Raw genomic sequence first — 26,042 nt, forward strand, 5'->3', positions numbered from 1 at the left:
GGGGAAGAAAAGATAAAACTGGGAAGAAGAGATTATTCTTCATCATCTTCTTGAGTCTCTTCTACTTCATCTCTTTCTTCCTCAGACTCCTCCAGCTCTTCATCCTCAATTGCTGGATCCTGATCCCCTTCTTCTCTCTCTTCCTGTTCTTCTTCATCTATAATTTCTTCACTATCAGCAGGTGGATCCTCTTCTTCATAATCCTCAACCGGCTCTTCATCAATCGGCTCCTCGGGAGCTTCATCTTCCTCCCCGCAGCCTGTTAGAATCCCAGCTGCTACGAGAGCCGAAGCTGCTGAGTAAACAAATTTCTTTTTCATATAGAAAAACCTCCATATTAGAAGCTGGTGTATGATAACTTCCTATTCAAACATTTCTATTCCCACCCAAAGTATGTATTAAACAAGTCCTAGGCAAAGCGGAAAATGTAGATAACATAGGAACAAATAGCTAACAGGCCAGCGGAAGTAATCAAAATCCATAATTGAAGGCGGCTTATGTATCGTTTCAGCACTGCCGAAGCCGTAGTTAACCCGAAAGTAAGCACCAAGTTTAAAAGAAATAAATAAACCAGGGCAGCTTCTATTCTTTCAAAGTGAAAGAAAAAAGATAGAATAAGACTGATTAAAAGAGCAATCATGAGAAAAAAAGAATATACACTTAATTGTGCAATTCGCTCTTTTGTATCTACCTTTTTCTTTTCCTCTAATTTCTTTGTTCTCGTCATTCTTGCCATGTAAGTTCTCCCTTTCTTCTATTAAAAAAGTATAAAGGCAATATACACGACTGCCGTTACAGTTATGCTGCTTAAAATAGTAGAAACCAGTACCATTTGAGCCGCAAGGTCAGGATTGTTGTCATATTCAAGGGCAATGGCCGCGCTGTTTCTTGACGTAGGAAAAGCACTTGAAATCAAAAGTGCCTGGGCCATCATTCCCGAAAGATCCAATAACCATATCACAGCAAGGGCAAGCATTGGGGAAAAAAGCAGTCGTAAAAAACTGCTAAAGGCTACAATTCCAAGGTTCTTATTAAGCTTTAAGTATGCTACCTGAGCGCCCAAAGACATTAAAGCCACTGCCAGAAAACCAGCTGCTGCTGAATCTAAAGGAATAGCAATGGCTGCAGGGAGGGTAATGCCGGCCCAGCTGAACAACAGTCCTAACAGAAGCGCATGAAGAACCGGCATTTTCACAAAGCTGGCTGCTGCTTTCTTCGCTCCCTGCTGCGAGGCTCCCATAGAAAACACGCCATATGTAAAGGTTAAAATATTTTGAAACGTCATTATGATAATTTGAATCGAAGCCGCAAATGGATCATTCCGAAACACGAGCGCATTCACAGGAAGACCGAAATTGCCTTGATTATTTAAAAGTATACTATTTTGCAAGGTTACCCTGTAATCCCGCTGGTATCCGAAAATTTTGCTGCCGGCATAGCTTGCCAGCCATAACCCTGCTGCCTGAATGAAAAGAAAAAGAAGCACATTTCCTATCAATTCAAAAGAGAGACTGCTTTCATAGATCCGCAGAAAAATAACCGCCGGAATCAAATAATAAAAGTTTACTTTTGATAATGTAGACAAATCCATTTGGAATTTTCGTTGCAGGAGGACTCCAACAAAGATAAGAACAAACACAGGTGCAATAATTTCTGAAATAATTAACAACAAAACGTCCATCGGCGTCACCAACTTTTCCCTTACCACTGTAATATTTCTACCAGAAGTATAGCACACTCCCTTTTAACAAGAGGAAAAGCTCACTTGATCTCCTCCTCCCTTTAGTTCTTCTTACTTCTGAAAAGAAAAAACCTGCGCCAGAAGGCACAGGTTAGTTCTCTTCTTTACTTTTACAACTGAATAAACCAGTTTTTCCAGACAGCTGGCTTATGACTAATGCTCCGGCCAGGCAGCCGATACCCGTTAAGAGGAAGCGGTTAAGGTCAAAAGCAGGGATAAAGATCGTCTCTTCATCAGTTACCTCGTAGACGCCAATTGGCTTTTCCCTGACCGCTCCGCCTCCTCCTCCCCCTTCTCCCTCTTGAGAGGATTCTTTTTCAGTACCTGATCCCCCTCCGCCTCCAAAGGACAAGATTTTTTTTGAAACCGGGATCACTGTTTTATCCCCATGTCTGACCGGCTCGCCGTATACAAGCTGCTTTTTCATACCCTCATTAAGTATTTCTCCTGCTTTTTCGAAAATATTTATTTTCTCCATTCCATCCTCTCCTTCCTTATCTTCATATCTATTATCTTTTTTCACACAAATGTCCTGCTTTATAAAAAAATCTTCTCCTGCAATAATAAAAATATTCAAAATTCAACTTCAATTTAGTATAATAGGATGATAATAGATTTTCAGGAGGGGATCCTTTGAGTACTGAATCACTAATTGCACCTGCTAAGTATAATGTAACGAATGAATTGGAAGCGTTTTCAAATGATTCGACCCGCACGGCTATCCGATGGCTCGATGAGTCAGGAGAACGCCGGGAAGTCTCTTATTCCTTACTTATTGAAAAAATGAATCAATATGCCAACGCTCTGAAAACGGTAGGCATTGAACAAGGAGACCGGGTAATGATCATTCTTCCCCGCTCACCTGAAGCTTATATTACCTATTTAGCTTGCTTAAAAGCAGGCATTGTAGCCATTCCATGTTCGGAAATGCTTAGAGCGAAGGATTTATCATACCGAATTAATCATTCCAGCGCCACCGCAGTTATATCTTTTCACACCGCTGTCGGTGAAGTTGAAAACATCTCTGATCCGACTCCGTCCCTTCAGTACAAACTGACAATCGGCGGCTCGCATAGCGGATGGGAAAATCTGGAGTCTTTAGCGGATTTGCAGCCGGCTGCCTTCTCTGGCGCTCAAACCTCTAAAGATGACATGGCATTCTTGTCTTATACCTCCGGCACAACAGGAAATCCCAAGGGGGTTGTCCACAGTCATGGGTGGGCGTATGCTCATGTCCGCACCGCAGCAAAGAAATGGCTGGACGTCAGAGAGAATGACATCGTTTGGGCGACTGCTGCTCCCGGCTGGCAAAAATGGATTTGGAGTCCTTTCTTATCCACGATTACATTAGGTGCTACGGCCTTTGTGTATAACGGGAAATTCGATCCTTATATTTACTTGCAGCTATTAGAAAAAGAAAACATTCAAGTTCTTTGCTGCACACCTACTGAATACAGGCTCATGTCTAAGGTAGATACACTTGCTTCCTATAAGCTCCCTCATCTTCGTAGTACCGTTTCCGCCGGCGAACCTTTAAACCGCCCGGTGATCGAAGCGTTTAAGAATGCTTTTGGAGTTGATGTCCGCGATGGCTACGGCCAAACGGAAAATACTCTTCTTGTCGGCACCCTTCTTGGAATGGAGATTAAACCAGGCTCCATGGGAAAACCGACCCCAGGCAATCATGTAGAAATCATCAATGAGCAGGGTGAACCTGTTGCGGTCGGTGAAGTTGGTGACATTGCCGTTCATAAAGACTGCCCGGCTTTATTTAAGAAATACTACAAAGATCCAGAAAGAACTTCCGCTGCCTTTCTTGGTGACTGGTATTTAACCGGTGATCAGGCGTCAAAAGATGAAGACGGCTACTTCTGGTTTGAAGGACGCAGCGATGACATCATCATCAGCTCCGGCTATACAATCGGGCCTTTTGAAGTCGAGGATGCACTAACAAAGCATGATGCAGTCAAGGAGTGCGCAGTGGTTGCCAGTCCGGATGAAGTCAGGGGAAATGTCGTCAAAGCCTTTATTGTGCTTAAAGATGAAGAAAAAGTATCTAACCGGGAAGAATTGGTAAAAGAACTTCAGGAGCATACGAAAAACCTTACAGCTCCTTACAAGTACCCCCGTAAGATTGAATTTCTTCATGAGCTTCCAAAGACCACTTCCGGAAAAATCCGCCGTGTGGAGCTTCGTGCCCGTGAAAAGCAGGCAACATAAACATGATAGATTTAAAAAGAGATGCCTCTCTGGGCATCTCTTTTTGCATTATCGTACTTGTCTTACCGGCTTTATCTCAGCTCGAGCTTTGCTTTTAAAAATTTTATATACAATATAACACAGGACAAGGAAAATGCTGTAAACCGCAATAACATAGAAAAGATCCCATGGGTTCGTTACCGCTACCGTTCCAATGGTAGCAAATAATACCATGGCGGGAACCTTTCCTGCCGAAGAAGCCACCGCATACGGCATAAATCTGACTCTGCTCAGCCCTGAGTATATGTTAACTGCAATCGATGGGACTACAGGAACCAGCCTTGTCAAAAAGATTGCGAGAAAAGCATTTTTTTCAAATAAAATCGTTACCTTCTCCAGCGCCTTATACTTTCTCAGTACCTTGTATCCCCAGTCTTGATAGCCGTAACGAACAAACAAAAACATAATAATGGAAGCTGCTGATGATCCAATCCATATGACAATTGTTCCTAATAACGGTCCGTAAGCCGCCCCGATAATTCCTCCAATGACAGGGTATGGAATAATAGGAAACAATGAAAACATGGTTGCTGCAATGGTTGTTATGGTAACATAGTTATGGCCTTCTTCATTTATCCATACAATTAACGGCTCTCCATATAAATAAATAAGAAAGCCAATAACAATATATAGTAACGCGATTCCTGCTTTCTTAATCATTGATGCCCTCCACTTAAAGTGTACTCTATTTTATCTTATGGACTCTTTACGTGGAAAGCAAGAGTCTATTACTGGCAGAGCTATTTATCTGAAGAAATTCTTGTGGTGACAAAATAATTTATAATTGTTTATTTTTTCAAAAAAATGATACTATTATATTATTCCTTTAGCCTTCACTTCTGCTAGTTTAGTATACATAAGCAAAAGTGAGGGGCTTTTTATCTACAAACAAAGAATAGGGGGAACAAACATTGACATTCAGTGAATTTATCGACATGCTGAGCGGGTTAGTCTGGGGGCCGCCTCTTTTAATCCTGCTTGTCGGGACAGGGATATTTCTTACGATCCGGCTATCATTTCTTCAATTTTCCGCCCTGCCCTATGCATTGAAGCTTGCCTTCAGCCGTAAACAGGACAAGACATCAGAAGGGGATATCTCCCACTTCCAGTCTCTCATGACAGCTCTTGCAGCTACTGTGGGAACAGGTAACATTGCCGGTGTCGCTACAGCTGTCGTGCTCGGGGGACCTGGTGCCGTATTTTGGATGTGGCTCTCGGCTCTCTTCGGGATGGCAACAAAATACGCGGAGGCCATTCTTGCGGTAAAATACCGTGTCAAAGACCCAGAGGGCAAAATGTCCGGGGGGCCAATGTATTATATTGAAAAAGGTCTCGGCCTTCGCTGGCTTGGCATTATCTTTGCCCTCTTTGCAGCTGTGGCTGCGTTTGGTATTGGGAATACGGTTCAATCTAACTCTGTCGCAGATGTTTTGGAATCAAATTGGAACGTAGCACCTTGGCTTACTGGAATTCTCCTTACTGTATTTACCGGCCTTGTTATTCTTGGCGGGATTAAAAGTATCGGCCGCGTTGTTGCTTTTATCGTTCCTGTCATGGCACTCTTTTATGTTGTTGCCGGACTTGTGATGATGATTATGAACGCAGGACTTGTTCCCGCAGCAGTAGGCCTTATCTTCACAGATGCCTTTACCGGCCAGGCTGTAGCCGGTGGTGCAATCGGGGTCGTGATTCAATACGGGGTTGCCCGTGGTGTGTTCTCGAACGAAGCCGGGTTAGGTTCTGCTCCAATTGCAGCTGCTGCCGCCCGTACAGATTACCCGGGCCGCCAGGCGCTCGTTTCCATGACACAGGTATTTATTGATACGATTGTGATTTGTTCCATCACGGGGATTGCTCTTGTGATGGGTGGTATGTATATGGAAGAGGGGCTTGAAGGTGCGGCTCTTACATCCGCTACATTTGAGTTCTTCCTTGGCCCAATCGGCGGAATTATAGTCGCAGTCGGCCTTGTGTTCTTTGCCTATTCTACGATCCTTGGCTGGTCGTATTACGGGGAACGCTGCTTTTTGTATCTCTTTAAGAAGCCAGGATCCGTTCCAATTTACAGGATCATGTTTGTGATCGCCGTATTCTTTGGGGCCATCATGGACCTCGGCCTTGTGTGGGGAATTGCCGACGTATTAAATGGACTTATGGCAGCTCCAAACTTAATCGGCTTACTCGGTCTCTCCGGTGTGGTTGTGGCAGAAACCACCTACTTCCTGAAGAAAATGAGAGAAGAGAAAGCCCAGAAAAAAGCATCGCCTTATCACGACGCTTGATAACAGAAACCGGATTCCTCACAGAGGGATCCGGTTTTTATTTTATATGGAGGGTTGTGGCTTAGAAAAACCCTTTAAACAACAGATCCATAGTCTTACGAAACTTCATTTAGATTTAGCTCACTAAAGCACGTATTTAGTACAAATAAAGAGCATCCGGCGTATTTGAGTGCAGGGTGAAACTAAAACTCTCATCGTAATTATTAGAATTAGTGATGGTAAATGAACATAATGATGGTATAAAAAAGTTTGGAGTTGATTGCTTGAGTCATTTCAATCCAGAAAAACTATTTGTGGAATACTTGAATGGTGTTACTACGATGAAACCTGTTTTCCCAAGACGTTATACATTAACTCACTCGGATGAGACAGGAGAGCTTTTTTTAACAATTGGAATGGATTATGCGTGGGATAAAGTCAATCCTATGAGAGATGAAGTCTTAGGAGAATGGAAAACAAAGGGTAGTTCCTTAGTTTACCGTGTTTATTTGCATGTGGATCAAGGAGAATATAATCAAAATGAAGCAGCAATACGCAATGAAATCTTTAGACGTGAATTGCCTCTTGCCTTGACAGCTATTCGCTACGGCGATCGGTTTTTATTTGACACATATCCTCAACTAGATCACTCTCCTATTATTATTACGTTTATGTCCGCTTATCCTCAGTTTGCTAGACAGGAAAATTGGGGGCCTTTCCACAATTTTCTTTTTAATGAGACTTTATGATTTAATCTTGTTAAAAAATGCTCGCTTGTACTTAAAAATCGGATAGTAATGTTTATGTTTCAGCTAAAAAAAGAAGGGTTTTCTGCGGGGTCAATTGCTAGAAAGTTTAACTTATCAAGGGTTACCTAAAGTACCATTGAAACTTTTAACCGAAGCTAAATAGACAGATTCGGCTTATGGCTACGTTCAAGCTCACTTAAATAAGGTTTGGCTACTCGTAACTTTTAGTTATAGCCATCCTTTTTTCTATGCGTCTTTTTTTATTTGTGGAAATATTATTAATAACCCCCCCCTTCCTAAAATTTCCCTTTAAGTAGTTTCATTATCATTATAAGTTTGACTATAGTTAAATCTACACAATTTTGCTCCTAAAAAATCTGACAATTTATTCTCAAAAAATACGATTTACTAAATTGTTAAGATAGATCTGCTTTCATTGATTCCCTTTGTATATGAGTGTTATGACTAAAGTGGTGTCGCTAATGAGGAAATTATTTTAAGGTAATTGATTAAAATTATTAAACAATCTAGGAAATAATGTGTATATTTGCCGAAACAAAATTCTTCCATATTCTATAAAACGAATATATAATTCGAAATATAGGAATGCACTACTATTTCAAGTGGCCACAGAAAAGAAGGTGCAAAGTCCTATATATCAAGTTTGGGGAAGCTGAAGCAATGAAGTATACCCCCTTGAGGTATATGGAGCTAGTGGTGTAACCGGCCCTCTTCATGATTGATATTACTTTTGTAAATAATAATTAAGTTAAGAGGAGAAGTGAAAAAATGAAGAAATTTAAAAAGTTGGGTGCAGCAATATTAGCTGGAGCACTAGTATTATCTATGGGGACTGGGGTATTGGCGAAAGGTCCTGCACCAAAAGAGAAACCTGTTGAGGTAGCATTATCTGTAACTTCTGAACAAGAGTTTGAAGTTATTTATGTGGGAGATGAAGTAAAACTTCAGGCTGTTACTCCTAAACATGGATCTTCTTATAAAGATGGATGGGTTGTAATTAATGAAAATGGGAAAGAAGTTGCTTTAGAAAAGGAGGAGGACTTCGAAACTTTGCTTATAGAAGTAGAAGGAGTTAACTCTTATGTTTCAACTGCTAAGTTTGAAGCACAAGAAGCAGGCACATACACTCTTAAGTATTCAATTGATATGGCAGCAGGCAAGAGCCATGTTACATTTTCTGGGAATGAAAAGAGTGATGAAATTGTAGTAAAAGATCAAGAAGCAGCTTACATTACTGGAGTTAAAGTTGAGAATTATGAGGTTACACAACAACGACAGGGTGTAAACTACAGAGCGGCTGGAGATATCTACTTTACTATGAGTGAAGGTGAAAATCAATTTGCTCAAAGCTTCAGTAATGTCGTACTAAATAATGGAAATAGCTATACAAACACTGTTGAAGTTGAAGCCGAAGGCCAAACCTACATTATCACCGTTACGAAAAAAGGCTGGTCTTTAAACTAATATTTTAAGGATAAAAAACTTCATCATTTTTACAGTAATAGGTTCGGTTGAGAAGGTGAAAACATGAAATAATTTAGCAATTGGAGGTGCAATTAGCATGCCTAATTCGCGCCTCTTTTTATTGTTAATTTATCACGTTTACGAGTATTTATTACGTTCATATACCTAATAACAACCTTTTTAGCGGCCGGATTATACAAATCAATAAATTTATCCACAATTTCAAAGCTTTGCTTAATTTCTCTCTAAAAATAGCGCACACATTAATATAACAACAAAAATAGCGCACACATTAATATAACAACAAAAATAGCAGTGTAATTCATTTACGAATTACACTGCTTTGTTTACAAGTTTGCCCCCCTGTAAACCGGTTAACTGTAACAATGGAGGTTTTTCTTATGAGGTTAAGAGAAAACTTAGCCTTAATTTTTTTCATGTTAATTTATGCCTTCAAGAGCTTCCCATAAAACTTTTATATAGATAGTTTCCTATGTTTTCATTTATGGTACGGTTCCCCTCACTTTATTCTATACTTTCACAGACGATCAGCCGTTCTCAAAAACAGTGCTTGACCCTCGACTTTTCTGTTTTCCCCTAGAAGTCTGGCGGGTAGCCTTTCAGAGAATATTCTACATAATCAGGACTAAAGCTGTTCCTTACACTCATGTAGAAGAAAAGGCTCCATAGGCAGCGCCCGTTTAGCTTTGCCCATTCCTCTACAAAATCCTCTACAAAACGACCACGCTCCGCATGACCTCCTGGAACCTCACCTACGCCCCCGTCTCTGCTCTTTTCTTCAACTGAATCGAAAGAACATTATCCATCTTAAATATTCTTTCGCCTTTCCTTAAGTAACAGTATCCGACAAAGCGGCCTGCCAGAATCTTTTTCACTTCTACCGTTCTTTGGGTCAATTCCCCTGTCTTTGCCTCATAGATAAACGTTATGGCTGTGTTTGTCATCATGGCTTTTTTGATTATTTTTTCTGGATTCATTGTTGTACCCTCCTTCTTGGTAGCACGAACAGTTTCTCTATATATTATTATGTCAGAACAAATGTTCTTATTCAAGGTTTAAAAGAACGTTTGTTCGTGTATAATAAGAACAAGGAGGGATTCGAATGGATATTAAAGATCGTGGAACAATCAAGTGGACAGCAATGATGCTGCCTGAGCACGTAGAGCTCTTAAAGCAATTGGAACACGAGCAGCAGAAAGTCAAAAAGCCGGAACTTGATGAGCAGGCTTGGCAGGAGATCGAAGAAAAGGTGTGTGAAGCGATGGCGGACCATCATCCCCTGCTTTTTATCTATTGGATGAATGGTTTTATACACAAAGTTTCTGGAAGGATTCACCACCTTAACCAGCAGGAAAGAAAGTTTCATATTGTGACCAGGAAAGATGAAGACACCTTTTACCTGCCCTTTGACAGTATCGTTTATATTAACAGGGACTCTGATGAATGAATCATAAGAAGAACTCCAAGCACTTTGGCTGCCTTTTTGTTTTTTTCACTTAAACATTTACATACACCCTTCTGCAGCCAAAAAAAAAACGATCCATTACGGATCGCTTAAAAGGGGATGATGGATGGTAAAGAAGAACATAGCATACCGGCCGATGGGATGAATAACTTACTACAGGGGGAATAGATAGAAAAAGTATGCAGAAACCGCAAAGATAAAGTAAACCATTACCAGGAGTTCCTGCATACTTTTTCACTTATAGCCGGCAGCCAGTTCTCTTTAATCCTATCTTTCCTTTTTCTACTCTGTGTCTAAACCTGTTTTTTCTTTTAAAACGAAAAAAGTTCAATAAAATTTCAAAAAGAGACCTATTGTCCTATCCCCTTATAGGTTCATCCTCCCACTAAATGATCCGGACGTTCTCCAGATAAAGATTGCAGGATATGACGGGCTGTCATTTCAGCCATTCTCATTCTTGTTCTTTCACTGGCGCTCCCAATGTGAGGAAGAGCCACCACGTTTGGCAAGGATAACAGCGGATGATCTGGCCCTATCGGTTCATCTTCAAAGACATCAAGACCTGCTGCCCATATTTCCTTTTCTTTTAGAGCTTCATATAAGGCTTCCTCGTCTACCGTGCCGCCTCGGGAGGTATTAATAAACACAGCTGAGTTTTTCATTTTTTTCAGCTCTTCTTTTCCGATCAAATGAAACGTTTCCTGCGTATACGGAGTCATTAAACAAACAAAGTCCGACTCGGCGAGCAGCTGCTCTAATTCTGCATACCTTACACCAAGATTGATCTCAGTCTCATGCTTGCGGTTACGGTTATGGTAAAGAACCTTCATGTCAAACCCTTTCGCTCTTCTCGCAAGGGCTTCACCAATTCTCCCCATACCAATGATTCCAAGGGTTGCCCCGTGTATATCCTGTCCAATCAGGTGAAACGGAGCCCATGTCTTCCACTCTCCGTTCCTTATGCTATCTACCCCTTCTGGAATGCGCCGGGCTGTGGCCATGAGCAGGCCGAAGGTAAGGTCAGCCGTCGTGTCAGATAAAATACCCGGAGTATTAGCAACCATGATTTCTCTTCTCGCTGCGGCCTGAACATTGATATTATTGTAGCCGACCGCCATGGTGGCTATGATTTTAAGGTTCTCAGCTTTATCAATAAGATCCTGATCAATCTCTTCTGTAATTGTACAAAACAAGCCGTCTGCTTTTTTTATTTCTTTTTCCAGTACTTCCCTTGGCACGGGCTCGTCTTCTTTCTCCCACATGGAAACATCACATTGTTCTTCAAGCATTTGTATGATTGATTCCGGCATTTTTCGTGCTACGTATACATACGGTTTCATGGGGTCACCCTCTCTCATTTATACCTTTCTCTCTTTACCATACTTCTATTTCAATTCTTTGTCTTCCTCTTTGTCTATATAATAATTATGTCGAAAAAAGCAACACTTTCAAAATAACCAATCCGAATTCTTTTTTCAAATCAAACCCAGGAATTCACTCCTCAAAGAAACCCCGAGGCTGGAGAGAGATTGAAATAGGGTTGGAGAGGGTAATTATGAAAAGAGCCTCAGATTCTGAAAAAAGCAGGGCGTCAGGATAAAGGATAAGAAAAAATTACTTTTCTGAAAGATATCGTGTTACATAAAAGGAAAGAGTGACAAGCACTCATGGAGGAAAGAGTAATATAATGAAACCTAAAGAGGCTGTGTAACTGCCTTCTGCTTATAAAAAAATTAGAACATCACAAAAGAGAAAACGCTCCAGGAAATGAGGTGCTAATGTGGCACGCAGCATGACTGAAAATGAAATGACACTCGCTTTGATCAAGACCTTAAAGGAAGGAAAAAAGACAGTCTTTCAAGAGATCATTAATGAACTGCAGCCGTATGACCTGGCTCAGCAATATCAATATCTCCCTGCAAAACATCGCAATAAGTTTCTGCTTTATTTATCAATTGAACAGCTGACTTATCTCATCGTTGAATTAGATCAGGATGATCAGCTCGAGGTGCTACATAAACTGGGAACCGAAAAATCCTCAAAAGTCCTTGATTTAATGGAAAACGATGAAATTGCTTCCTTGTTAACGGACGTAGACCCTGAAAAAGTTAATGAACTGCTCTCAGAAATGAAACAGGAAGAGTCTGAGGCCGTTCAGTATTTAATGAATTACCCTCCGGAAACAGCAGGGAGAATCATGACGGACCGGTATGTCTGGATTCCAAAGCATTACACGGTTCATGAAGCCGTAGAAAAACTGAAGCACTTCTATGAGCTTGCTGAATATTTAAATTACATTTATGTAATTGATTCGGAGAAAAAGCTTGTAGGAGTCGCATCATACAAGGATTTACTCCTTGGAAAACCTACTGATAAAATAGAAGATATCATGTTCAGCCGCATCGTTAAGGTTGACGTGTATACAGACCAGGAAGAAGTAGCAAAGCTAATCAATCGCTATGATTTTATTTCCATGCCTGTTGTGGAAGAAGACGGCAAGCTTGTCGGTATTATCACAGTAGATGACGTAATTGATGTCGTCATTCAGGAAGCAAATGAAGATATCGAAAAGCTTTCCGCCTCAGGAAAAGCCATCGATTTTAACACAAAGCCAACCATTGCCGCTTACCGGCGGCTTCCATGGCTTATTCTCCTATTGTTTATCGGACTGGTTTCAGGGGGAATCATCAGCGGGTTTGAAGGAACGCTTGAGCAGGTTGTCGCTTTGGCCTTTTTTATGCCATTGATTGCCGGAATGACAGGCAATACCGGGACACAGTCCCTGGCCGTAGTTGTTCGGGGATTAGTATCACAGGAATTAAATTTTAAACAATCTCTCAAATTGATATTTCGTGAACTCCTAGTCGGTATTATTATCGGAATCGTCTGCGGTATTCTCATTGCTTTGATTGCCTATGTTTGGATGGGAAACATAATTCTTGGCCTGGTTGTGGGAAGCTCCCTGCTAGCCACCTTAATCATCGGGACGTTAGCCGGCACCATTATCCCATTGATTCTTTACAAATTTAAAGTGGACCCTGCCGTAGCATCCGGCCCCTTAATTACAACGATTAACGATATATTATCCTTGCTCATTTATTTTGGGATGGCGACCATGTTTATTGCAAGGCTTACGTAAATTTAAAGCCTGAAGGGGGAGACCTTCAGGCTTTTTCTTATTCCTTGTTTTCATAAAAAATGTGCTCTGTTTTCAGTTCTTCCCCAACAGTGAGAACTCCAAATGAATAATAAGGCATCTTTCGTTTGCTCGTAGCAGAACCGGGATTAAACAGTAGTGTTTTGCTGGCGAACCTGACGTATGGGATATGGGAGTGACCAAATATAATGCAGTCAAGAGGCTCTTCAAATCCTTCGAGGGCTCGCTTTTCCGTCGTTTTTTTCTCGCCATGGCCGTGTATAATTCCAATGGTAAAGCCGCCAGCCTCTATAATCTTCTTTTCGGGCATCACTTGCCTGATATCCTCCCCGTCCACATTGCCACATACTCCATCAACCGGGGCATATTTCTGTAGCTCTTCATACACCTCTATTGTCTGCCAGTCTCCGGCATGGATGATCCTGTCTGCTGTTTCCAGCTCCTGAAGCAGACGAGAAGGAAGCTGCTTTGCACTTTTAGGAATATGTGTATCAGCTGTCACTACAATTTTCATGTTACATCTTCTCCTTGCCCGTCAGTAAACAACAGGGTGTGCCACTCTTCTGACTGTCTGCTGTTACAAAGCTTGAAACCAGCGTCATGAAATAATGCAATGATCCCGTCTTTGGACCAGTCAACAATGCCCGATACTAAATAGAGAGAGCAGGTGGATTTTTCAAATACTCTTTTGCTCTGAAGCCACTCCTTTGTCACGGAAGCGCCAATATTAATGATAATGAGGTCATAATGATAGGTTTCAAGATCTTCTGAAAGAACGTCCTGTTCCTTTACGATAATACGCTCCTGCACATGGTTAAGCTCGGCCTGGTGAGTGACTTCCCTTTGTACCGGCTGTATATCAAAAGCGTCTACTTGAACTCCTTTTACCGCAGCACCAACTGCAAGAATTCCCGACCCTGTTCCTATATCAGCGGCTTTTCTGCCATTTTCAAGGGGAAGTTCCATCAGGATATCAAGACTATCCTGGGTTGTACCGTGGACGCCGGTTCCAAAGGCCCCCTGGGGATCAAGAAGCAGCTCCTTTTCTCCTTTCTTTGCGGGAAAAGGAGGATAGATTACTTTCCAGCCAGAGGGAAGCGTAATATTTTCATAAGCTGCCTGCTCCTCTTTCCATTCCTTTTCTTTTATATCCTCTACTGTGACACCGACAATCGCTGCTATTTCTTCAGTACTCCAGTCGTCCTCAGGAAACAAATGAAGCTGGGCTGTTCCCTCCTCCAACTTCTGTACCCCGTAGCCGTCCTCCGTTTTGATCTGCATGATTGGCTCTTCTATGTAAAAGTGGTGAAATCCCGCTTCATACAGCTGAAAAGATACTTCTTCTTCTTTTTGAAATGAAAAAGGGATGACCCATTCTCTCATTCTCCTCGCTCCTTTCTAAAAATGTATAATGCTCACAACATTCCTGTGATAAAATAACCGGGGCAACTATTAAACAAAGAGGGTGATATCCTATGGCTCACCCATATGTATTATTGCTGTTAGCCATGCTTATGTTTTCAGGGAACTTTATTGTCGGAAAAGCTTTTAGCGATACTATCCCGCCATTAACGCTATCCTTTATGAGATTTGCCATGGCCGCTGTCATCCTGCTTCCATTGGGCTGGCAGGAGATTATGAACAACAAGGCGCTGTGGCGCCAGGAGTGGCGGCCGTTAGCCGGGCTTGCTTTAACACTCGGCTTATTTAACGTCATGCTATATACATCAGTTCATTATACTACTACCATTAATGCTTCCATAGTAGATGCGCTCACTCCGGCTGTAGCCGCAATGCTGGGGTTCTTATTTTTAAAAGAAAGACTGCTGTCAAAACAGGTCGCCGGGATTATCATTTCCTTTGCCGGCGTTGTCTGGATTGTATCTCGGGGCTCTCTCGGAACTCTTCTCTCTCTTTCGATCAACCCAGGAGACCTCCTTATGCTTTTAGGAGTGGTAAGCTGGGCTGTGTATTCCATTTTTATTAAGCAGTACGGCCACCGTTTTCCTTTCTACGGAGGTATTATTATGACGATGGTGTTCGGGGCTGTTTTTTTGCTTCCTGCTGCAGCCTTTGAGTGGAGAGATGGGTTCCCCATTCAATGGACTGTCTCTCATATCTCTGGGCTGCTGTACATTGGAATCTTTCCTTCTGCGCTTGCCATCCTTCTCTGGAATCGGGGGGTTGCTGAAGTCGGTCCTTCTCAAGCGAGTATTTTCTTCAATCTTGTTCCCCTCTTTACCACAGTCGCTGCCGTGCTTTTTCTCGGCGAAAGCTTTGGTCTCGTCCAGCTTGTAGGAGGAGCTCTCGTCCTTGGAGGCGTGTACATCGCCACCAAACCATAAAGGGTGCCTCATAAAAGGTGCCTGGCACCTTTTATGAGGCTATTGCCCTTTTTCCCGGTACACCGGGGTTTACAGCCATTTTTTGTTACAGGAGTGTAACATCCTACTGGGGTGCCAGGCACCCTGAATGGGACTCTAAATGATGTCGAGTGGGACTTTTTTGTCGGGCTCAGGAAAGGCTTCGTCAAGCTGTGCCATCTCTTGTTTGCTGAGAATAATAGAAGCAGCTTCAGCATTTTCGATCACGTGATTCTCCTGAACGGCTTTAGGGATGGCAATGGTATCGTGATTTCTAATGGTCCAGGCCAAAGCAATCTGCAGGGGCTTCACCTGGTGCTGCTCTGCGATCTCCCTTACAGTTGGATGGGTAACAAGGCTGACTCGGGAGTGATCATCACCTCTTGCCAGAGGACTGTACGCCATAATCGGCATGTTGTGCTTACGTTGCCAGGGAAGAAGATCATAATCAATCCCCCGTGAACCTAAATGGTACAACACCTGGTTTACTGCGCAGTTGGACCCTTGTTCTTTCCCAAGTAATTCTTCCATGTCCTTTGTATCAAAGTTCGAAACTCCCCACCTTTTGATCTTTCCCTCTCTTTTCAACTGTTCCATTCCTTCTATCGTTTCCTCTAACGGAATGCTTCCTCTCCAGTGAAGCAAATATAAATCTATATAGTCTGTCTTAAGGCGTCTTAAGCTTTGCTCGCACGCCTTCGGTAAGGTATCCTTTCCACCGTGATGGGGATACGCTTTTGAAACGAGAAACACATCTTCTCTTTTTCCTTTTATCGCTTCCCCTGTTACTTCCTCAGCTCCACCGTCAGCATACATCTCTGCCGTATCAATTAACTTCATGCCGGCTTCAACTCCAAGCTGGAGAGCCTTAACTTCCTGGTCCTTATTCCTAGGATCTTCTCCCATATACCAAGTTCCCTGGCCAATGGAAGGAACAGACGTGCCATCAGGAAGGGTAATTGTTCTCTCCTCAGCCTTGTCTTTTGCCCTCGCCACTCTTTCTTGGTCTTTAAATGACATTTACTTTTCACCGCCTCTTCTTGTTTTCATATAGTAAAAACAGCTTGCCCCGCTCGGACAAGCTGTTCAGTATTCATTTTACTCTGTCTTTTGTTTCGTAATATCTCCGCTGACCGGAGTGATCGGCTGTACGTTTTCACGGTTAGCCAGGAACTCAGGTCGCGGCTCTTTGCCGGAAAACGGCTCCTGAAGCTTATTGGTAATCGAGTTATAGACAAAGAAAACATTGCTTCGCGGATAAGGAGAGATGTTCCCTGCAGATCCGTGCATCGTGTTGCACTCAAAGAACAACACAGATCCTGCCGGACCGGTTGCACGGTCAATGCGTCCTCCTGCCTGATCCACCAGCCACTTCATGCTTTCATTATCCGGCACCCCAAGCTCCTGCTTTTGAAGAGAGCTCTTATAGTTTGCATCCGGAGTTTCACCAGGGCAGGAAACAAACCATTTGTGGGATCCTGGGATCAGCATAAGCGGGCCATTGTATTCATAGTTGTCCGTAAGTACAATCGAGCAGCTGACTGCACGCATGTTCGGCATGCCGTCCTCTACGTGCCATGTTTCAAAGTCAGAGTGCCAGTAGAACTCTTTTCCTTTGAAACCGGGCTTGAAGTTAATACGGGATTGGTTAATGTACACCTGGTCTCCTAAAAGCTGCTCTGCGATTTTCACAAGACGCTCATTTTTGGAAAGAGCTTCAAAGAAGCTGCCATCCTTATGAGTTTCAAATACAGAGCGGATTTCATTGCTTCCAGGCTCTTTGATCACATCGTCAGCTTCACGGCTTTCATTTGCTTCCATTGTACCGTCAAGCTCTCTTTTCATGATTTCGACTTCTTCATCGCTGAACATTTTTTCAAAGAGTAAGTATCCATTTTCTTCATAAAAATCTAGCTCTTTTTTATTCAACGGACCATTACTTTGAGAAGAATCTGAATGAATCACTGGGTCTTTCCGTTCTACAATTTTAGTTTCTTGTCCGATGCGAGATGGATATAAATCTTTCATCGCACAATCACTCCTTTTATTAAAATTATTGTTCGGAAATTTTGGTGTCAATCATTGGAGTTCCCCTCTAAAATCTATTTTAAACACAATTATTTATAGAAGTTAAGTAGATTTTTTAGCAATGGGCTTGTTGTTCGGGATTCTCGAATATTAGCTCATATTTCACTGTGTATGAAAAATATCCTTTTCTATCATTTCTTTCCCACCTTTATTTCTTCTTTTTTCTTTTTATCATACTTTTCAAAAATCTATGATTTGATGGTAAAACTTCAGGGTATATAATAAGGTAAAAATCTTTTTTAGGGGGAACGTTCAAGATGGAATATAGAATTGAAAAAGATACCCTAGGTGAAATGAAAGTCCCAGCTGATAAAAACTGGGGAGCTCAAACCCAGCGAAGCCTGGAAAACTTCAAAATCGGAAAAGAAAAGATGCCCATTGAAGTTGTCCATGCTTTCGCCATTTTAAAAAGATCAGCCGCCCTTGCGAATAAAAGACTCGGCAAGCTGGAACCGGAAAAAGCAGACGCGATCGCCAAAGCGGCGGATGAAGTGCTAAGCGGCCAGTTAGATGATAACTTCCCTCTTGTCGTTTGGCAGACTGGAAGCGGTACACAATCCAATATGAACATGAATGAAGTCCTGGCACGCCGCGCTACAGCTCTACTGGAAAAAGAAGGAAAAGATCTTATCGTTCATCCAAATGATGACGTCAATCGTTCCCAAAGCTCAAACGACACCTTCCCGACAGCGATGCACATAGCTGCTGTTGAAAAAGTGGAGAGCGATGTTCTCCCTGCGCTTGATATACTTAAGAATACACTGGCTGAAAAAAAGAAGGAATTTGATGATGTGATTAAAATAGGCCGCACCCATCTTCAGGACGCAACGCCTCTTACTTTAGGGCAGGAAATCAGCGGATGGCACCGCATGCTGGAAAAAAGCAGTGAAATGATTAAAGAAAGCATCGACCATGTACGGGATCTGGCGATTGGCGGCACAGCAGTAGGTACGGGAATTAACGCCCACCCTAAGTTTGGCGCTTATGTAGCTGAAGAAATCAGCAGCATCACAGAAAAAACCTTCCGTTCAGCTCCTAACAAATTCCATTCGTTAACAAGCCATGATGAGATAACCTATGCTCACGGGGCGCTAAAAGCTCTGGCTGCCGACTTAATGAAAATTGCAAACGATGTGCGCTGGCTCGCAAGTGGTCCTCGTTCCGGATTGGGTGAAATTACAATTCCTGCTAATGAACCTGGAAGCTCCATCATGCCTGGTAAGGTAAACCCTACTCAAAGCGAAGCTCTTACAATGGTAGCTTCCCAGGTCATGGGCAATGATGCCACCATCGGCTTTGCGGCAAGTCAGGGGAACTTTGAACTGAATGTATTTAAGCCTGTAATTATTTACAATTTCCTTCAATCCTCTTACTTGCTTGCAGAAGGCATGATTTCCTTTAACGATAAATGTGCCGTAGGTATTGAGCCTGATCGCGACAAGATCAAAGAGCATTTAAACAATTCCTTGATGCTTGTTACAGCACTTAACCCTCATATTGGCTATGAGAATGCAGCAAAAATTGCAAAAAAAGCTCACCAGGAAGGGACAACTTTAAAAGAAGCTGTGCTTGACAGCGGCCTTCTGACTGAAGAACAATTTGAAGAGTACGTGAATCCGGAAAAAATGGTTTCTCCTCAGGAATAAGAAATGTGGAGACCGTAACAGAACCTTCGCTTTTAAAAAAGTGGGGGTTCTTGCTTTTTGAGGGGGACTACAGCGGCTTAAAAAGACGGAAACCTCTCTTTACTGTTGGCTTTTCGTGCTCATTATCGTCCAGCTTTTTTCCTCTCTTTCCACGCTGTAAAGAGAAGCGGCCTGCTGAGTCACCGTCCAATTATCACAAAACAGGCTGTTGAGAACATCTTCTCAACAGCCTGTTTGTCTATGATAAAAGAGAATATTTAAGAATATGAGTCTTCACTTCCTTGCGGGAGGGAAACGTAATGGAATCTTCTTTTACCTTTTCAAAGCCTATATGCTCATAAAAAGAAAGAGCTGGTTTATTTTCCTGCTCCACTTCTACAAGCAGAGCTTCCATACCAATAAGAGCGGATTTCCCTGCTTGAAACAAAGCTTTCCCTGCTCCTAGATTTTGGTATTCAGGAAGAACAAACATTGCAACAAGCCAGCTGTTAATCATATCCTGCCGGAAAAAGCCTGCAAATCCTATGACCATTTCATTTTGCTCAGCAACAAAATGAAGGCCTTCCTTAAGGTAGTTTCCCAGCCTTTCTTCGCTGTATGCTCTTTGTAAATATTCATCTCGTTCTTCTTTTGAAAGAAGAAAGTGATAAGCTTCATGCCAAGTAATACAAGCGACTCTCTGAACAGAAATAAGATCTTTTTCTTCCATGGTCCTTATTGAAATTTCTTTCAAGTACAGACCCCCCTTTACTTACAAGATCTTTCTCCTGTTATTGTTCCTCGGATGTGTACGTAAAGCGAACTGCTGACCATACATCATCCACAGACACTTGAGAGACTCCTTTCATACGCTCTTTCTCGGCAGTCTCCCATCCCTTATCCCTTGTAAGGTCAGTATCTACTTTTGAAGCCTTTTTTGGATAGGACACCCAGACAATCCGCTTGCCTTTCAGATGGTCTTTACATAATGGAAGCAGTTCGTCTACTTCTTGTTTCCAGCCTGCAAAAAGATGTATAATATCATATTCTTCCGTCAAAGCGGCAGAAATCTCAACATCCTCAGGAAGAGGGTGCAGAAGGCCTGAAATATGAGAGGGGGCGTTGATTCATGCTACCTTGTATCCTGGTTTTATTTGCAGCTTTTTGACCAGTTTACTGATTTCGCCAGACATTTTCCAGGCTCCTTCGCATATCTATGTCAATCTAACCAATTTCATCAAATGTATAACGAACGACGTATTTATCGGTTTTAAGCTTCTTAATCTCCACACACGGACCTATCTCGTAACCATTGTGCCAGTTCTCTTCCAGCTTGGCTTTTAGACAGCCCGCCTGGAATTTGGAGCAAAAAGTCTGCTTCCAGTATATCCAACGGGGTTTCATGACCTTTTCCCATCCTTTCTCCTTCCATATATTTTCAATAATTATGCTATCTATTGTAGTCTAATTGCAAAGAAAAATCACTACTCTTCTTTCTTTACTTATTCAGTTACTATAGGATGTATGCAGCTTCCGAATACTGTGCCACGGTACATATCCCATAGTTATTATTTCCAAGCGATCCTTTTATATGAATCCATTTTCCAGGCCTGCCATTGAAAAAGCTGCTGCCCAAAAGAAAACCTATACAGGGACATTCATCCACAGAAACCATAAGTCATGAGCCCCTGTTTTCCCCAGTGTCTCATATAAAAAGAGCACCTTAGTAAAAAGGTACTCTTTAACTTAGATTTCTTATCCAATTAATTCTTCATCTTCCCTGGCATCAATGTCTTCTTTTCTTTTATTTTCTTCCCGGTCTCTTAAACGGTGAGCCAAGCGGGCTGAAGCACTCGAAGCTATACTGGCAACAAGATCATCTAGAAAGGTATGACACTCGTCTTCCTTTCCTTTATCGTCCAGCGTCTTAATAATACCCACTTTCTCTTTATCTAAAAATCCAAATGTAGTAACCGCGATACTTCCAAATCCAAACACAGAGCCAAGAGCGATGGTTTCATCGACTCCAAACAACCCTTCATCCGTATCTACGAGAGACTGTAATGGTTCGGATAACATATTTTTTTCTGCTAATTTATCAAGCTCCACTCCAACCAGAATAGCATGCTGGATTTCACGCTTGCTAAGTACTGCGTCGGAACTTTCATAGCAGTCTTCCATTGAGAGGTTAGGAACATATTTTGCCTGCATATCGTATACGATTTGAGCTATATCGCTTATTTCTACACCACGCTCTTTTAAAATATCACGTGCTGCTTTTTCTACCACATCGCAAGGTACTGGTTTTTTCATGACAGACCGCCTCCTCTAATTCTATTCTACCATATTTATAAGATGTATATAGCAATCTATGGAATGTCTCCTTGTCATCTGGCCAGATCAGCTGAATATCTTTTATAGGAGCAGAATCCGTATGTTACAATATTTTTATATTATTACTATATGTCTGTGCGTATTCCCCTATGAAAATCAAATAAAACAACGCTCTGCTTAAAGAAAGGATCTATGATAACTATGAAAGGCCAAATGAAAGCTCTTACTTTCACGAGTGAGATTTTAGAGACCACATTTGACTTGCATGTATATTTACCGCCTAATTATAATCCCCTGTATACATATCACCTCGTCATCGCTCAGGATGGAAGAGACTACTTTCAGCTCGGAAAAATCGGCCGGAAGGTAGAGACAGTCATGGAAGAAGGCGCCAGGGAAACAATTGTCATCGGTGTTCCCTATCCTTCTGTAAAGATGAGACGAGTATGGTATCACCCGGACAGTGAGGACCATAAAAAATATATACAATTCCTGGTAAAAGAGCTTCTTCCTTTCCTCGATGACCAGTACCAGACGTGGAGCCTCCCCCACGGCAGAACCTTAATGGGAGATTCATTGGCTGCTACCGTTTCCCTTATGGCTGCTCTGGAATACCCCAACACTTTTTCCCGGGTGATGATGCACAGTCCGTTTGTTAACGAAACCGTGCTTAATGCCGTGAGAGAAAATCCAAGCTGGAATCGCTTTGAGATTTACCACACGATAGGATCAGAAGAAACAAACGTAAAAACAACAGATGGTTCGCGAATGGACTTTTTAACGCCGAATCGTGAGTTAAACAAATTGCTCGCTGGAGGAAAGGCACGTTATTATTATCACGAATTTAATGGAGGGCATTTCTGGAAAGACTGGGAAAAGGATTTGCCTGAAGCACTTCGTTTTATGTTCACCCTTGATTAATACTCACGAAAGAACACATACAGAAAGGAAGACGAAAAAGTGCCAGAGGTTATCAAAGTAACAACACAGGAACAAATGAGTGATGCTTATAACGTACGCTTTAACGTATTTGTAGAGGAACAAAAGGTACCAGAGGAAGAAGAAATTGATGAATTCGAAGAAGAAGCTGTTCATTTTGTCGCTTATGACCAAGACAAACCGATTGGAGCCGGCAGGTTCCGTGAGGTAGAAGGTGTGGGGAAAGTAGAACGAATTTGTGTTCTTGCAGACTACCGTCATACCGGAGCAGGACGATTACTTATGGAAGCAATTGAAGCTTTCGCAAAAGAGCAAAGGGTAAACCTTAAGTTAAACGCCCAAACCCGCGCTAAAGGATTTTACGAAAAGCTGGGGTATCATGTTACGTCCGGGGAGTTCATGGATGCCGGCATCCCCCACGTCGAAATGAAAAAAACCTTGCAGTTGCAGTAACTGCAAGGTTTTTGCTGATTACTTAGGAAATGAGGCATAGAAAATGTATGAGTTATTACAACAATTGACCCGGTTACACGGGCCGTGCGGACACGAACAGCCTGCAGCCCGGTGGATACTAGAATACGTACAGAACCTGGCAGACGATGTAAAGGTTGACTCCTTGGGAAACATCATAGCTGAAAAACACGGAACCTCTCCAGGCCCTTCTACAATCATTACAGCCCACATGGATGAGATAGGCTTTATCATTAAAAAAATAGAAGAAAACGGTTTGCTCCGCTTTGAAAAGCTGGGCGGACACGATGACCGCATCCTGCTAGCGCAAAAGGTACAAATCAGAACGAAAACAGGCTTACTAACAGGGGTGATCGGCACCATGTCAGCCCATTTCGTGAAGTTTGACGATCCTAAGAAGGTAAGAAACCATCAACATCTATATATTGATGTTGGGGCCTCTTCAAAGAAAGAAGCAGAAGATTTAGGAATTAGGATGGGTGATCCTGTTACCTGGAAATCTGACATGGAACCTTTAGGAAATGAGACAACTGGAAAAATTGTTGGGAAGGGGTTTGATGATCGAGCCGGCTGCGCTGTCTTATTACACACTTTAGAAGAGCTGCAAGCCTCCTCTTTTGCCGGGACAGTCATTGCTATTTTTACCGTACAGGAAGAGGTAGGCCTCCGTGGAGCAAAGGTGGCTGCAGAACAGGTAGAAGCTGATGCAGCAATCGCCCTCGATACGACAGCCGTAAGTGATACACCTGAAGAAACTATGGATAACAGTCTTATACTAGGAGAAGGTACAGGCATTAAGATACTGGACTTTAGCTTAATCTCTCATCCTGCGGTAAGAGAAAGCTTAATAGAGCTTGCTGAAAAAAACAAAATCATCTATCAAGGAGAAATATTTCCCGGCATAGGAACTGACGGAGGAGCCATGGCTCTTGCAAACAAAGGAATCCCAACTGGAGTCCTTTCGATCCCATCACGGTATGCCCATTCTCCAGTTGAAGTGATAGATGTTCAAGACCTTTATGCCACCAAGGACCTTCTACTAGCATTTCTTTTAGCAGCAGAGCAGGACACTGATTTTTCTTTCATATAAGCACTGCTTTCTAAAATGTTCATGACGGCTTTACGGATTGCCCGGGAACATGATGAAGCAGGATGAAGCTGCGGGAATACAGCTATGATAACCCAAAACTCCCTCTCCTCTTTCAACGAGGGAGGGAGTTTTGACCTTAGGCTTCTATTTTCTTCTCTTCTTGCCGCCGGCCTTTTTTCATGCTGGCTTTAGAAGACTTTGATCTGATCGAAACCATTAATACTACACAGAGGATCACAGCTGATGCATAAACGGTCATGACGTTCAAAAAGCTGAAAGCAATAATCGCTGTAGCCATCAGTCCTGCCATGAGTAAATAATAAGTGAGCGGAATGATTGTTTTGCGAATAATGAGGCCTTCTTTGCCTATCAAACCAACCGTGGCAGCTGCAGCCACTACATTGTGAACTGTAACCATATTGCCTGCAGCTCCTCCTACAGCCTGCATGGCTACAATTAATCCTTGAGAAACACCTATATTATCGGCAACCCCCCATTGAAACAGGGCAAACATCATATTACTAATTGTATTGCTTCCTGCTACAAACGCCCCCAATGCTCCGATCCATGGGGCAATGAGCGGCCATGCTGTTCCTGCAATGGAGGAAACTCCTTCAGCCAGTACAAGAGGAATACTCTCTAAACCGCTTTCATTTGTTTCTGAATTAATAAGCACCCTTACCATAGGAACAGCAAATATAAGGGCTCCTGCGGCTTTGATCATCGTTTTTCCGGCTTCTGTCCACGCTCTTTTGACCTCTTCCATTTTCATTCTATGAAGAAAAATAACAAGCAGCGAGACCGCGATAAAGACTGAACCAGGGGAGTATAATACCTCTACCGTTTCTGATACGTCTGTGCCAAACATATTGGCAAAAGTGATTTCCTGAGCAGTTAAAAATTGAGTGACGGATTCTACCAGTCGAGTCATGGCTAATATTGCCGCCACAAGTACATAAGGAATCCATGCTTTTATCATGCTCATACCTGGACGAAGTTTGTCTGCATCCGCAGTGACTGAGCCTGTCCATTCCTCGTTCCATTCCTTCTTTGGAGGAAAATCCCACTTTTCCTCAGGTAATAGAAATCCTTTTTTTGCAGTGAACATGACAATAGCCAATGCCACCAGACCACCGATTACTGATGGAAGCTCAGGACCAATATACATGGCAACGAAAACATATGGAAGCGTAAACATGATAGACGCAAAAAGAGCAAACTTCCAAATGCCCAAACCTTCTCTGAAAGAACGATTTTTCCCAAAAAACTTTGTAATGATACAGGAGAGAAATAAAGGAATCAACAGCCCTATCGTTCCATGAATGAAGGCTGCCTGCATTCCAATCTGCATCACATAATCAGTATAGGAAATCCCCATGGCCTCAACGGCTGCATTCACGTTAGGCGCATCGATACCAGTTTGCAAACCGACGATCACTGGCGTTCCGACTGCACCAAAGGTAACTGGGGTACTTTGAATAATTAAGCCGACTAAGACAGCTGCAAGGGCTGGGAAGCCTAGTGCGAATAGCAACGGGCCTATAACTGCTGCCGGAGATCCAAAGCCTGCGGCTCCTTCCAGAAAGCTTCCAAATAAAAATCCTATGATCACAGCTTGTGCTCTGCGGTCAGGTGTAATATCAGTAAAAGCCTGCCTGATTGTGGCAATGGCACCGCTTTCTTTTAACGTCTGAAGTAAAAGCAGTGCCCCAAACACAATGTAGAGCAATGTCAAAGCGATAACAAACCCCTGAACAGTGGATGCTGCGATAAAACTCGCCGGCACCTGCCAGACAACAAACGCTACGACAACGGCAACAATGTAGGAAATTGGCATAGCATATTTCGCGGGCCAATTTAATATTACAAGAAATAGAATAACAGCCAGTATAGGAGTAAACGCTAATAAGGATAAGACTAATAGATTCATCGGTACACTCCCTAGAAAAATAAATCTGAATTTTCAGTCTCTAGTAACCAGAGAGGGATTTCTC

Annotated in this window: 27 protein-coding genes; 11 read left to right on the forward strand and 16 right to left on the reverse strand. The window is 42.4% G+C overall.

Annotation, left to right across the window (positions count from 1 at the left end):
- Nucleotides 1–32: 32 nt before the first annotated feature.
- The 4 genes from ACFPU1_RS06500 to ACFPU1_RS06515 form a co-directional block, all read right to left on the reverse strand.
- Nucleotides 33–320 carry a hypothetical protein gene (locus tag ACFPU1_RS06500; protein WP_054634887.1) on the reverse strand — a complete coding sequence of 96 codons (288 nt, stop codon included), beginning with the start codon at nt 318–320 and terminating at the stop codon, nt 33–35.
- A gap of 89 nt (nt 321–409) precedes the next feature.
- Nucleotides 410–736, reverse strand: coding sequence for a hypothetical protein (locus tag ACFPU1_RS06505; protein ID WP_385939583.1), 327 nt, complete (start codon nt 734–736; stop codon nt 410–412).
- A gap of 21 nt (nt 737–757) precedes the next feature.
- Nucleotides 758–1,681, reverse strand: a complete 924-nt coding sequence (locus tag ACFPU1_RS06510; protein ID WP_385939585.1) for an AEC family transporter — start codon at nt 1,679–1,681, stop codon at nt 758–760.
- A 151-nt stretch (nt 1,682–1,832) separates the two neighbouring features.
- Nucleotides 1,833–2,264 carry a spore germination protein GerW family protein gene (locus ACFPU1_RS06515; protein ID WP_157843014.1) on the reverse strand — a complete coding sequence of 144 codons (432 nt, stop codon included), beginning with the start codon at nt 2,262–2,264 and terminating at the stop codon, nt 1,833–1,835.
- 110 nt (nt 2,265–2,374) lie between these two features.
- On the opposite strand from ACFPU1_RS06515, the gene mbcS reads away from it, so the two are divergent.
- The gene (gene mbcS, locus ACFPU1_RS06520; protein WP_385939587.1) at nt 2,375–3,961 is read left to right on the forward strand and encodes an acyl-CoA synthetase MbcS; all 1,587 of its coding nucleotides are present in this window, start codon (nt 2,375–2,377) and stop codon (nt 3,959–3,961) included.
- A 48-nt stretch (nt 3,962–4,009) separates the two neighbouring features.
- Here the strand turns inward: mbcS and ACFPU1_RS06525 are convergent, their stop codons facing one another.
- A complete protein-coding gene (locus ACFPU1_RS06525) occupies nt 4,010–4,660 on the reverse strand; it encodes a TVP38/TMEM64 family protein (protein ID WP_385939589.1) in 651 nt (216 codons plus the stop codon).
- Between the two features lie 275 nt (nt 4,661–4,935).
- Between ACFPU1_RS06525 and ACFPU1_RS06530 the strand changes: the two genes are divergently transcribed.
- The 3 genes from ACFPU1_RS06530 to ACFPU1_RS06540 all read left to right on the forward strand — a co-directional run bounded on the left by ACFPU1_RS06530 (nt 4,936) and on the right by ACFPU1_RS06540 (nt 8,495).
- Nucleotides 4,936–6,282, forward strand: a complete 1,347-nt coding sequence (locus ACFPU1_RS06530; protein WP_385940482.1) for an alanine/glycine:cation symporter family protein — start codon at nt 4,936–4,938, stop codon at nt 6,280–6,282.
- A 263-nt stretch (nt 6,283–6,545) separates the two neighbouring features.
- The gene (locus tag ACFPU1_RS06535) at nt 6,546–7,010 is read left to right on the forward strand and encodes a staygreen family protein (protein WP_385939591.1); all 465 of its coding nucleotides are present in this window, start codon (nt 6,546–6,548) and stop codon (nt 7,008–7,010) included.
- A gap of 789 nt (nt 7,011–7,799) precedes the next feature.
- Nucleotides 7,800–8,495, forward strand: a complete 696-nt coding sequence (locus ACFPU1_RS06540; protein WP_385939593.1) for a hypothetical protein — start codon at nt 7,800–7,802, stop codon at nt 8,493–8,495.
- A gap of 773 nt (nt 8,496–9,268) precedes the next feature.
- Here the strand turns inward: ACFPU1_RS06540 and ACFPU1_RS06545 are convergent.
- Nucleotides 9,269–9,493: a WYL domain-containing protein gene (locus tag ACFPU1_RS06545; RefSeq protein ID WP_385939595.1), complete on the reverse strand. Its 225-nt coding sequence runs from the start codon at nt 9,491–9,493 to the stop codon at nt 9,269–9,271.
- A gap of 125 nt (nt 9,494–9,618) precedes the next feature.
- On the opposite strand from ACFPU1_RS06545, the gene ACFPU1_RS06550 reads away from it, so the two are divergent.
- On the forward strand, nt 9,619–9,963 hold the full coding sequence (locus ACFPU1_RS06550) for a YolD-like family protein (RefSeq protein WP_385939597.1): 345 nt from the start codon (nt 9,619–9,621) through the stop codon (nt 9,961–9,963).
- A gap of 392 nt (nt 9,964–10,355) precedes the next feature.
- Here ACFPU1_RS06550 and ACFPU1_RS06555 read toward each other — a convergent pair whose 3' ends face one another.
- A complete protein-coding gene (locus ACFPU1_RS06555; protein ID WP_385939599.1) occupies nt 10,356–11,321 on the reverse strand; it encodes a 2-hydroxyacid dehydrogenase in 966 nt (321 codons plus the stop codon).
- A 440-nt stretch (nt 11,322–11,761) separates the two neighbouring features.
- On the opposite strand from ACFPU1_RS06555, the gene mgtE reads away from it, so the two are divergent.
- A complete protein-coding gene (gene mgtE / locus ACFPU1_RS06560) occupies nt 11,762–13,120 on the forward strand; it encodes a magnesium transporter (RefSeq protein ID WP_385939601.1) in 1,359 nt (452 codons plus the stop codon).
- A 37-nt stretch (nt 13,121–13,157) separates the two neighbouring features.
- On the opposite strand, the gene ACFPU1_RS06565 is transcribed toward mgtE, so the two are convergent.
- Complete coding sequence (locus ACFPU1_RS06565; RefSeq protein WP_385939603.1) at nt 13,158–13,652, reverse strand: metallophosphoesterase family protein; 495 nt, start codon at nt 13,650–13,652, stop codon at nt 13,158–13,160.
- Complete coding sequence (locus tag ACFPU1_RS06570) at nt 13,649–14,521, reverse strand: 50S ribosomal protein L11 methyltransferase (RefSeq protein WP_385939605.1); 873 nt, start codon at nt 14,519–14,521, stop codon at nt 13,649–13,651. The genes ACFPU1_RS06565 and ACFPU1_RS06570 overlap by 4 nt, the downstream gene beginning before the upstream one ends.
- Nucleotides 14,522–14,613: 92 nt before the next feature.
- Here ACFPU1_RS06570 and ACFPU1_RS06575 point away from each other — a divergent pair, with 92 nt between their 5' ends.
- Nucleotides 14,614–15,483 carry a DMT family transporter gene (locus ACFPU1_RS06575; RefSeq protein ID WP_385939607.1) on the forward strand — a complete coding sequence of 290 codons (870 nt, stop codon included), beginning with the start codon at nt 14,614–14,616 and terminating at the stop codon, nt 15,481–15,483.
- 135 nt (nt 15,484–15,618) lie between these two features.
- Here the strand turns inward: ACFPU1_RS06575 and ACFPU1_RS06580 are convergent, their stop codons facing one another.
- Nucleotides 15,619–16,521, reverse strand: a complete 903-nt coding sequence (locus tag ACFPU1_RS06580; RefSeq protein ID WP_385939609.1) for an aldo/keto reductase — start codon at nt 16,519–16,521, stop codon at nt 15,619–15,621.
- 78 nt (nt 16,522–16,599) lie between these two features.
- A complete protein-coding gene (gene thpD / locus ACFPU1_RS06585; protein WP_385939611.1) occupies nt 16,600–17,529 on the reverse strand; it encodes an ectoine hydroxylase in 930 nt (309 codons plus the stop codon).
- 317 nt (nt 17,530–17,846) lie between these two features.
- Here thpD and fumC point away from each other — a divergent pair, with 317 nt between their 5' ends.
- Entirely contained in the window at nt 17,847–19,235 is a 1,389-nt protein-coding gene (gene fumC, locus ACFPU1_RS06590; RefSeq protein ID WP_054634897.1) for a class II fumarate hydratase, read from the forward strand.
- A 238-nt stretch (nt 19,236–19,473) separates the two neighbouring features.
- On the opposite strand, the gene ACFPU1_RS06595 is transcribed toward fumC, so the two are convergent.
- The 4 genes from ACFPU1_RS06595 to ACFPU1_RS06610 form a co-directional block, all read right to left on the reverse strand.
- Nucleotides 19,474–19,968, reverse strand: coding sequence for a GNAT family N-acetyltransferase (locus tag ACFPU1_RS06595; protein ID WP_385939613.1), 495 nt, complete (start codon nt 19,966–19,968; stop codon nt 19,474–19,476).
- Between the two features lie 37 nt (nt 19,969–20,005).
- A complete protein-coding gene (locus ACFPU1_RS06600; RefSeq protein WP_385939615.1) occupies nt 20,006–20,272 on the reverse strand; it encodes a hypothetical protein in 267 nt (88 codons plus the stop codon).
- A 166-nt stretch (nt 20,273–20,438) separates the two neighbouring features.
- A complete protein-coding gene (locus ACFPU1_RS06605; protein ID WP_083465191.1) occupies nt 20,439–20,618 on the reverse strand; it encodes a hypothetical protein in 180 nt (59 codons plus the stop codon).
- 351 nt (nt 20,619–20,969) lie between these two features.
- Complete coding sequence (locus ACFPU1_RS06610; protein WP_100399614.1) at nt 20,970–21,527, reverse strand: phosphatidylglycerophosphatase A family protein; 558 nt, start codon at nt 21,525–21,527, stop codon at nt 20,970–20,972.
- A gap of 213 nt (nt 21,528–21,740) precedes the next feature.
- Between ACFPU1_RS06610 and ACFPU1_RS06615 the strand changes: the two genes are divergently transcribed.
- The 3 genes from ACFPU1_RS06615 to ACFPU1_RS06625 all read left to right on the forward strand — a co-directional run bounded on the left by ACFPU1_RS06615 (nt 21,741) and on the right by ACFPU1_RS06625 (nt 24,048).
- The gene (locus ACFPU1_RS06615; protein WP_385939617.1) at nt 21,741–22,469 is read left to right on the forward strand and encodes an alpha/beta hydrolase; all 729 of its coding nucleotides are present in this window, start codon (nt 21,741–21,743) and stop codon (nt 22,467–22,469) included.
- 75 nt (nt 22,470–22,544) lie between these two features.
- Complete coding sequence (locus tag ACFPU1_RS06620) at nt 22,545–22,940, forward strand: GNAT family N-acetyltransferase (RefSeq protein ID WP_385940484.1); 396 nt, start codon at nt 22,545–22,547, stop codon at nt 22,938–22,940.
- A gap of 43 nt (nt 22,941–22,983) precedes the next feature.
- A complete protein-coding gene (locus ACFPU1_RS06625; RefSeq protein WP_385939619.1) occupies nt 22,984–24,048 on the forward strand; it encodes a M42 family metallopeptidase in 1,065 nt (354 codons plus the stop codon).
- A gap of 136 nt (nt 24,049–24,184) precedes the next feature.
- Here ACFPU1_RS06625 and ACFPU1_RS06630 read toward each other — a convergent pair whose 3' ends face one another.
- Complete coding sequence (locus ACFPU1_RS06630; RefSeq protein ID WP_385939621.1) at nt 24,185–25,978, reverse strand: L-lactate permease; 1,794 nt, start codon at nt 25,976–25,978, stop codon at nt 24,185–24,187.
- Between the last annotated feature and the right edge of the window lie 64 nt (nt 25,979–26,042).

It is taken from the genome of Thalassorhabdus alkalitolerans (assembly GCF_042656525.1).
In the GTDB taxonomy this organism is placed as follows: Bacteria; Bacillota; Bacilli; order Bacillales; family Marinococcaceae; genus Thalassorhabdus; species Thalassorhabdus alkalitolerans.

What these genes read in the sequence shown, in the direction of transcription:
- ACFPU1_RS06500 (WP_054634887.1), bottom strand. Translation starts at nt 320, where the DNA reads ATGAAAAAGAAATTTGTTTACTCAGCAGCTTCGGCTCTCGTAGCAGCT.
- ACFPU1_RS06505 (WP_385939583.1), bottom strand. Translation starts at nt 736, where the DNA reads ATGGCAAGAATGACGAGAACAAAGAAATTAGAGGAAAAGAAAAAGGTA.
- ACFPU1_RS06510 (WP_385939585.1), bottom strand. Translation starts at nt 1,681, where the DNA reads ATGGACGTTTTGTTGTTAATTATTTCAGAAATTATTGCACCTGTGTTT.
- ACFPU1_RS06525 (WP_385939589.1), bottom strand. Translation starts at nt 4,660, where the DNA reads ATGATTAAGAAAGCAGGAATCGCGTTACTATATATTGTTATTGGCTTT.
- ACFPU1_RS06530 (WP_385940482.1), top strand. Translation starts at nt 4,936, where the DNA reads ATGCTGAGCGGGTTAGTCTGGGGGCCGCCTCTTTTAATCCTGCTTGTC.
- ACFPU1_RS06540 (WP_385939593.1), top strand. Translation starts at nt 7,800, where the DNA reads ATGAAGAAATTTAAAAAGTTGGGTGCAGCAATATTAGCTGGAGCACTA.
- ACFPU1_RS06545 (WP_385939595.1), bottom strand. Translation starts at nt 9,493, where the DNA reads ATGAATCCAGAAAAAATAATCAAAAAAGCCATGATGACAAACACAGCC.
- ACFPU1_RS06550 (WP_385939597.1), top strand. Translation starts at nt 9,619, where the DNA reads ATGGATATTAAAGATCGTGGAACAATCAAGTGGACAGCAATGATGCTG.
- ACFPU1_RS06555 (WP_385939599.1), bottom strand. Translation starts at nt 11,321, where the DNA reads ATGAAACCGTATGTATACGTAGCACGAAAAATGCCGGAATCAATCATA.
- ACFPU1_RS06565 (WP_385939603.1), bottom strand. Translation starts at nt 13,652, where the DNA reads ATGAAAATTGTAGTGACAGCTGATACACATATTCCTAAAAGTGCAAAG.
- ACFPU1_RS06570 (WP_385939605.1), bottom strand. Translation starts at nt 14,521, where the DNA reads ATGAGAGAATGGGTCATCCCTTTTTCATTTCAAAAAGAAGAAGAAGTA.
- ACFPU1_RS06575 (WP_385939607.1), top strand. Translation starts at nt 14,614, where the DNA reads ATGGCTCACCCATATGTATTATTGCTGTTAGCCATGCTTATGTTTTCA.
- ACFPU1_RS06580 (WP_385939609.1), bottom strand. Translation starts at nt 16,521, where the DNA reads ATGTCATTTAAAGACCAAGAAAGAGTGGCGAGGGCAAAAGACAAGGCT.
- thpD (WP_385939611.1), bottom strand. Translation starts at nt 17,529, where the DNA reads ATGAAAGATTTATATCCATCTCGCATCGGACAAGAAACTAAAATTGTA.
- fumC (WP_054634897.1), top strand. Translation starts at nt 17,847, where the DNA reads ATGGAATATAGAATTGAAAAAGATACCCTAGGTGAAATGAAAGTCCCA.
- ACFPU1_RS06605 (WP_083465191.1), bottom strand. Translation starts at nt 20,618, where the DNA reads ATGAAACCCCGTTGGATATACTGGAAGCAGACTTTTTGCTCCAAATTC.
- ACFPU1_RS06610 (WP_100399614.1), bottom strand. Translation starts at nt 21,527, where the DNA reads ATGAAAAAACCAGTACCTTGCGATGTGGTAGAAAAAGCAGCACGTGAT.
- ACFPU1_RS06615 (WP_385939617.1), top strand. Translation starts at nt 21,741, where the DNA reads ATGATAACTATGAAAGGCCAAATGAAAGCTCTTACTTTCACGAGTGAG.
- ACFPU1_RS06620 (WP_385940484.1), top strand. Translation starts at nt 22,545, where the DNA reads ATGAGTGATGCTTATAACGTACGCTTTAACGTATTTGTAGAGGAACAA.
- ACFPU1_RS06625 (WP_385939619.1), top strand. Translation starts at nt 22,984, where the DNA reads ATGTATGAGTTATTACAACAATTGACCCGGTTACACGGGCCGTGCGGA.
- ACFPU1_RS06630 (WP_385939621.1), bottom strand. Translation starts at nt 25,978, where the DNA reads ATGAATCTATTAGTCTTATCCTTATTAGCGTTTACTCCTATACTGGCT.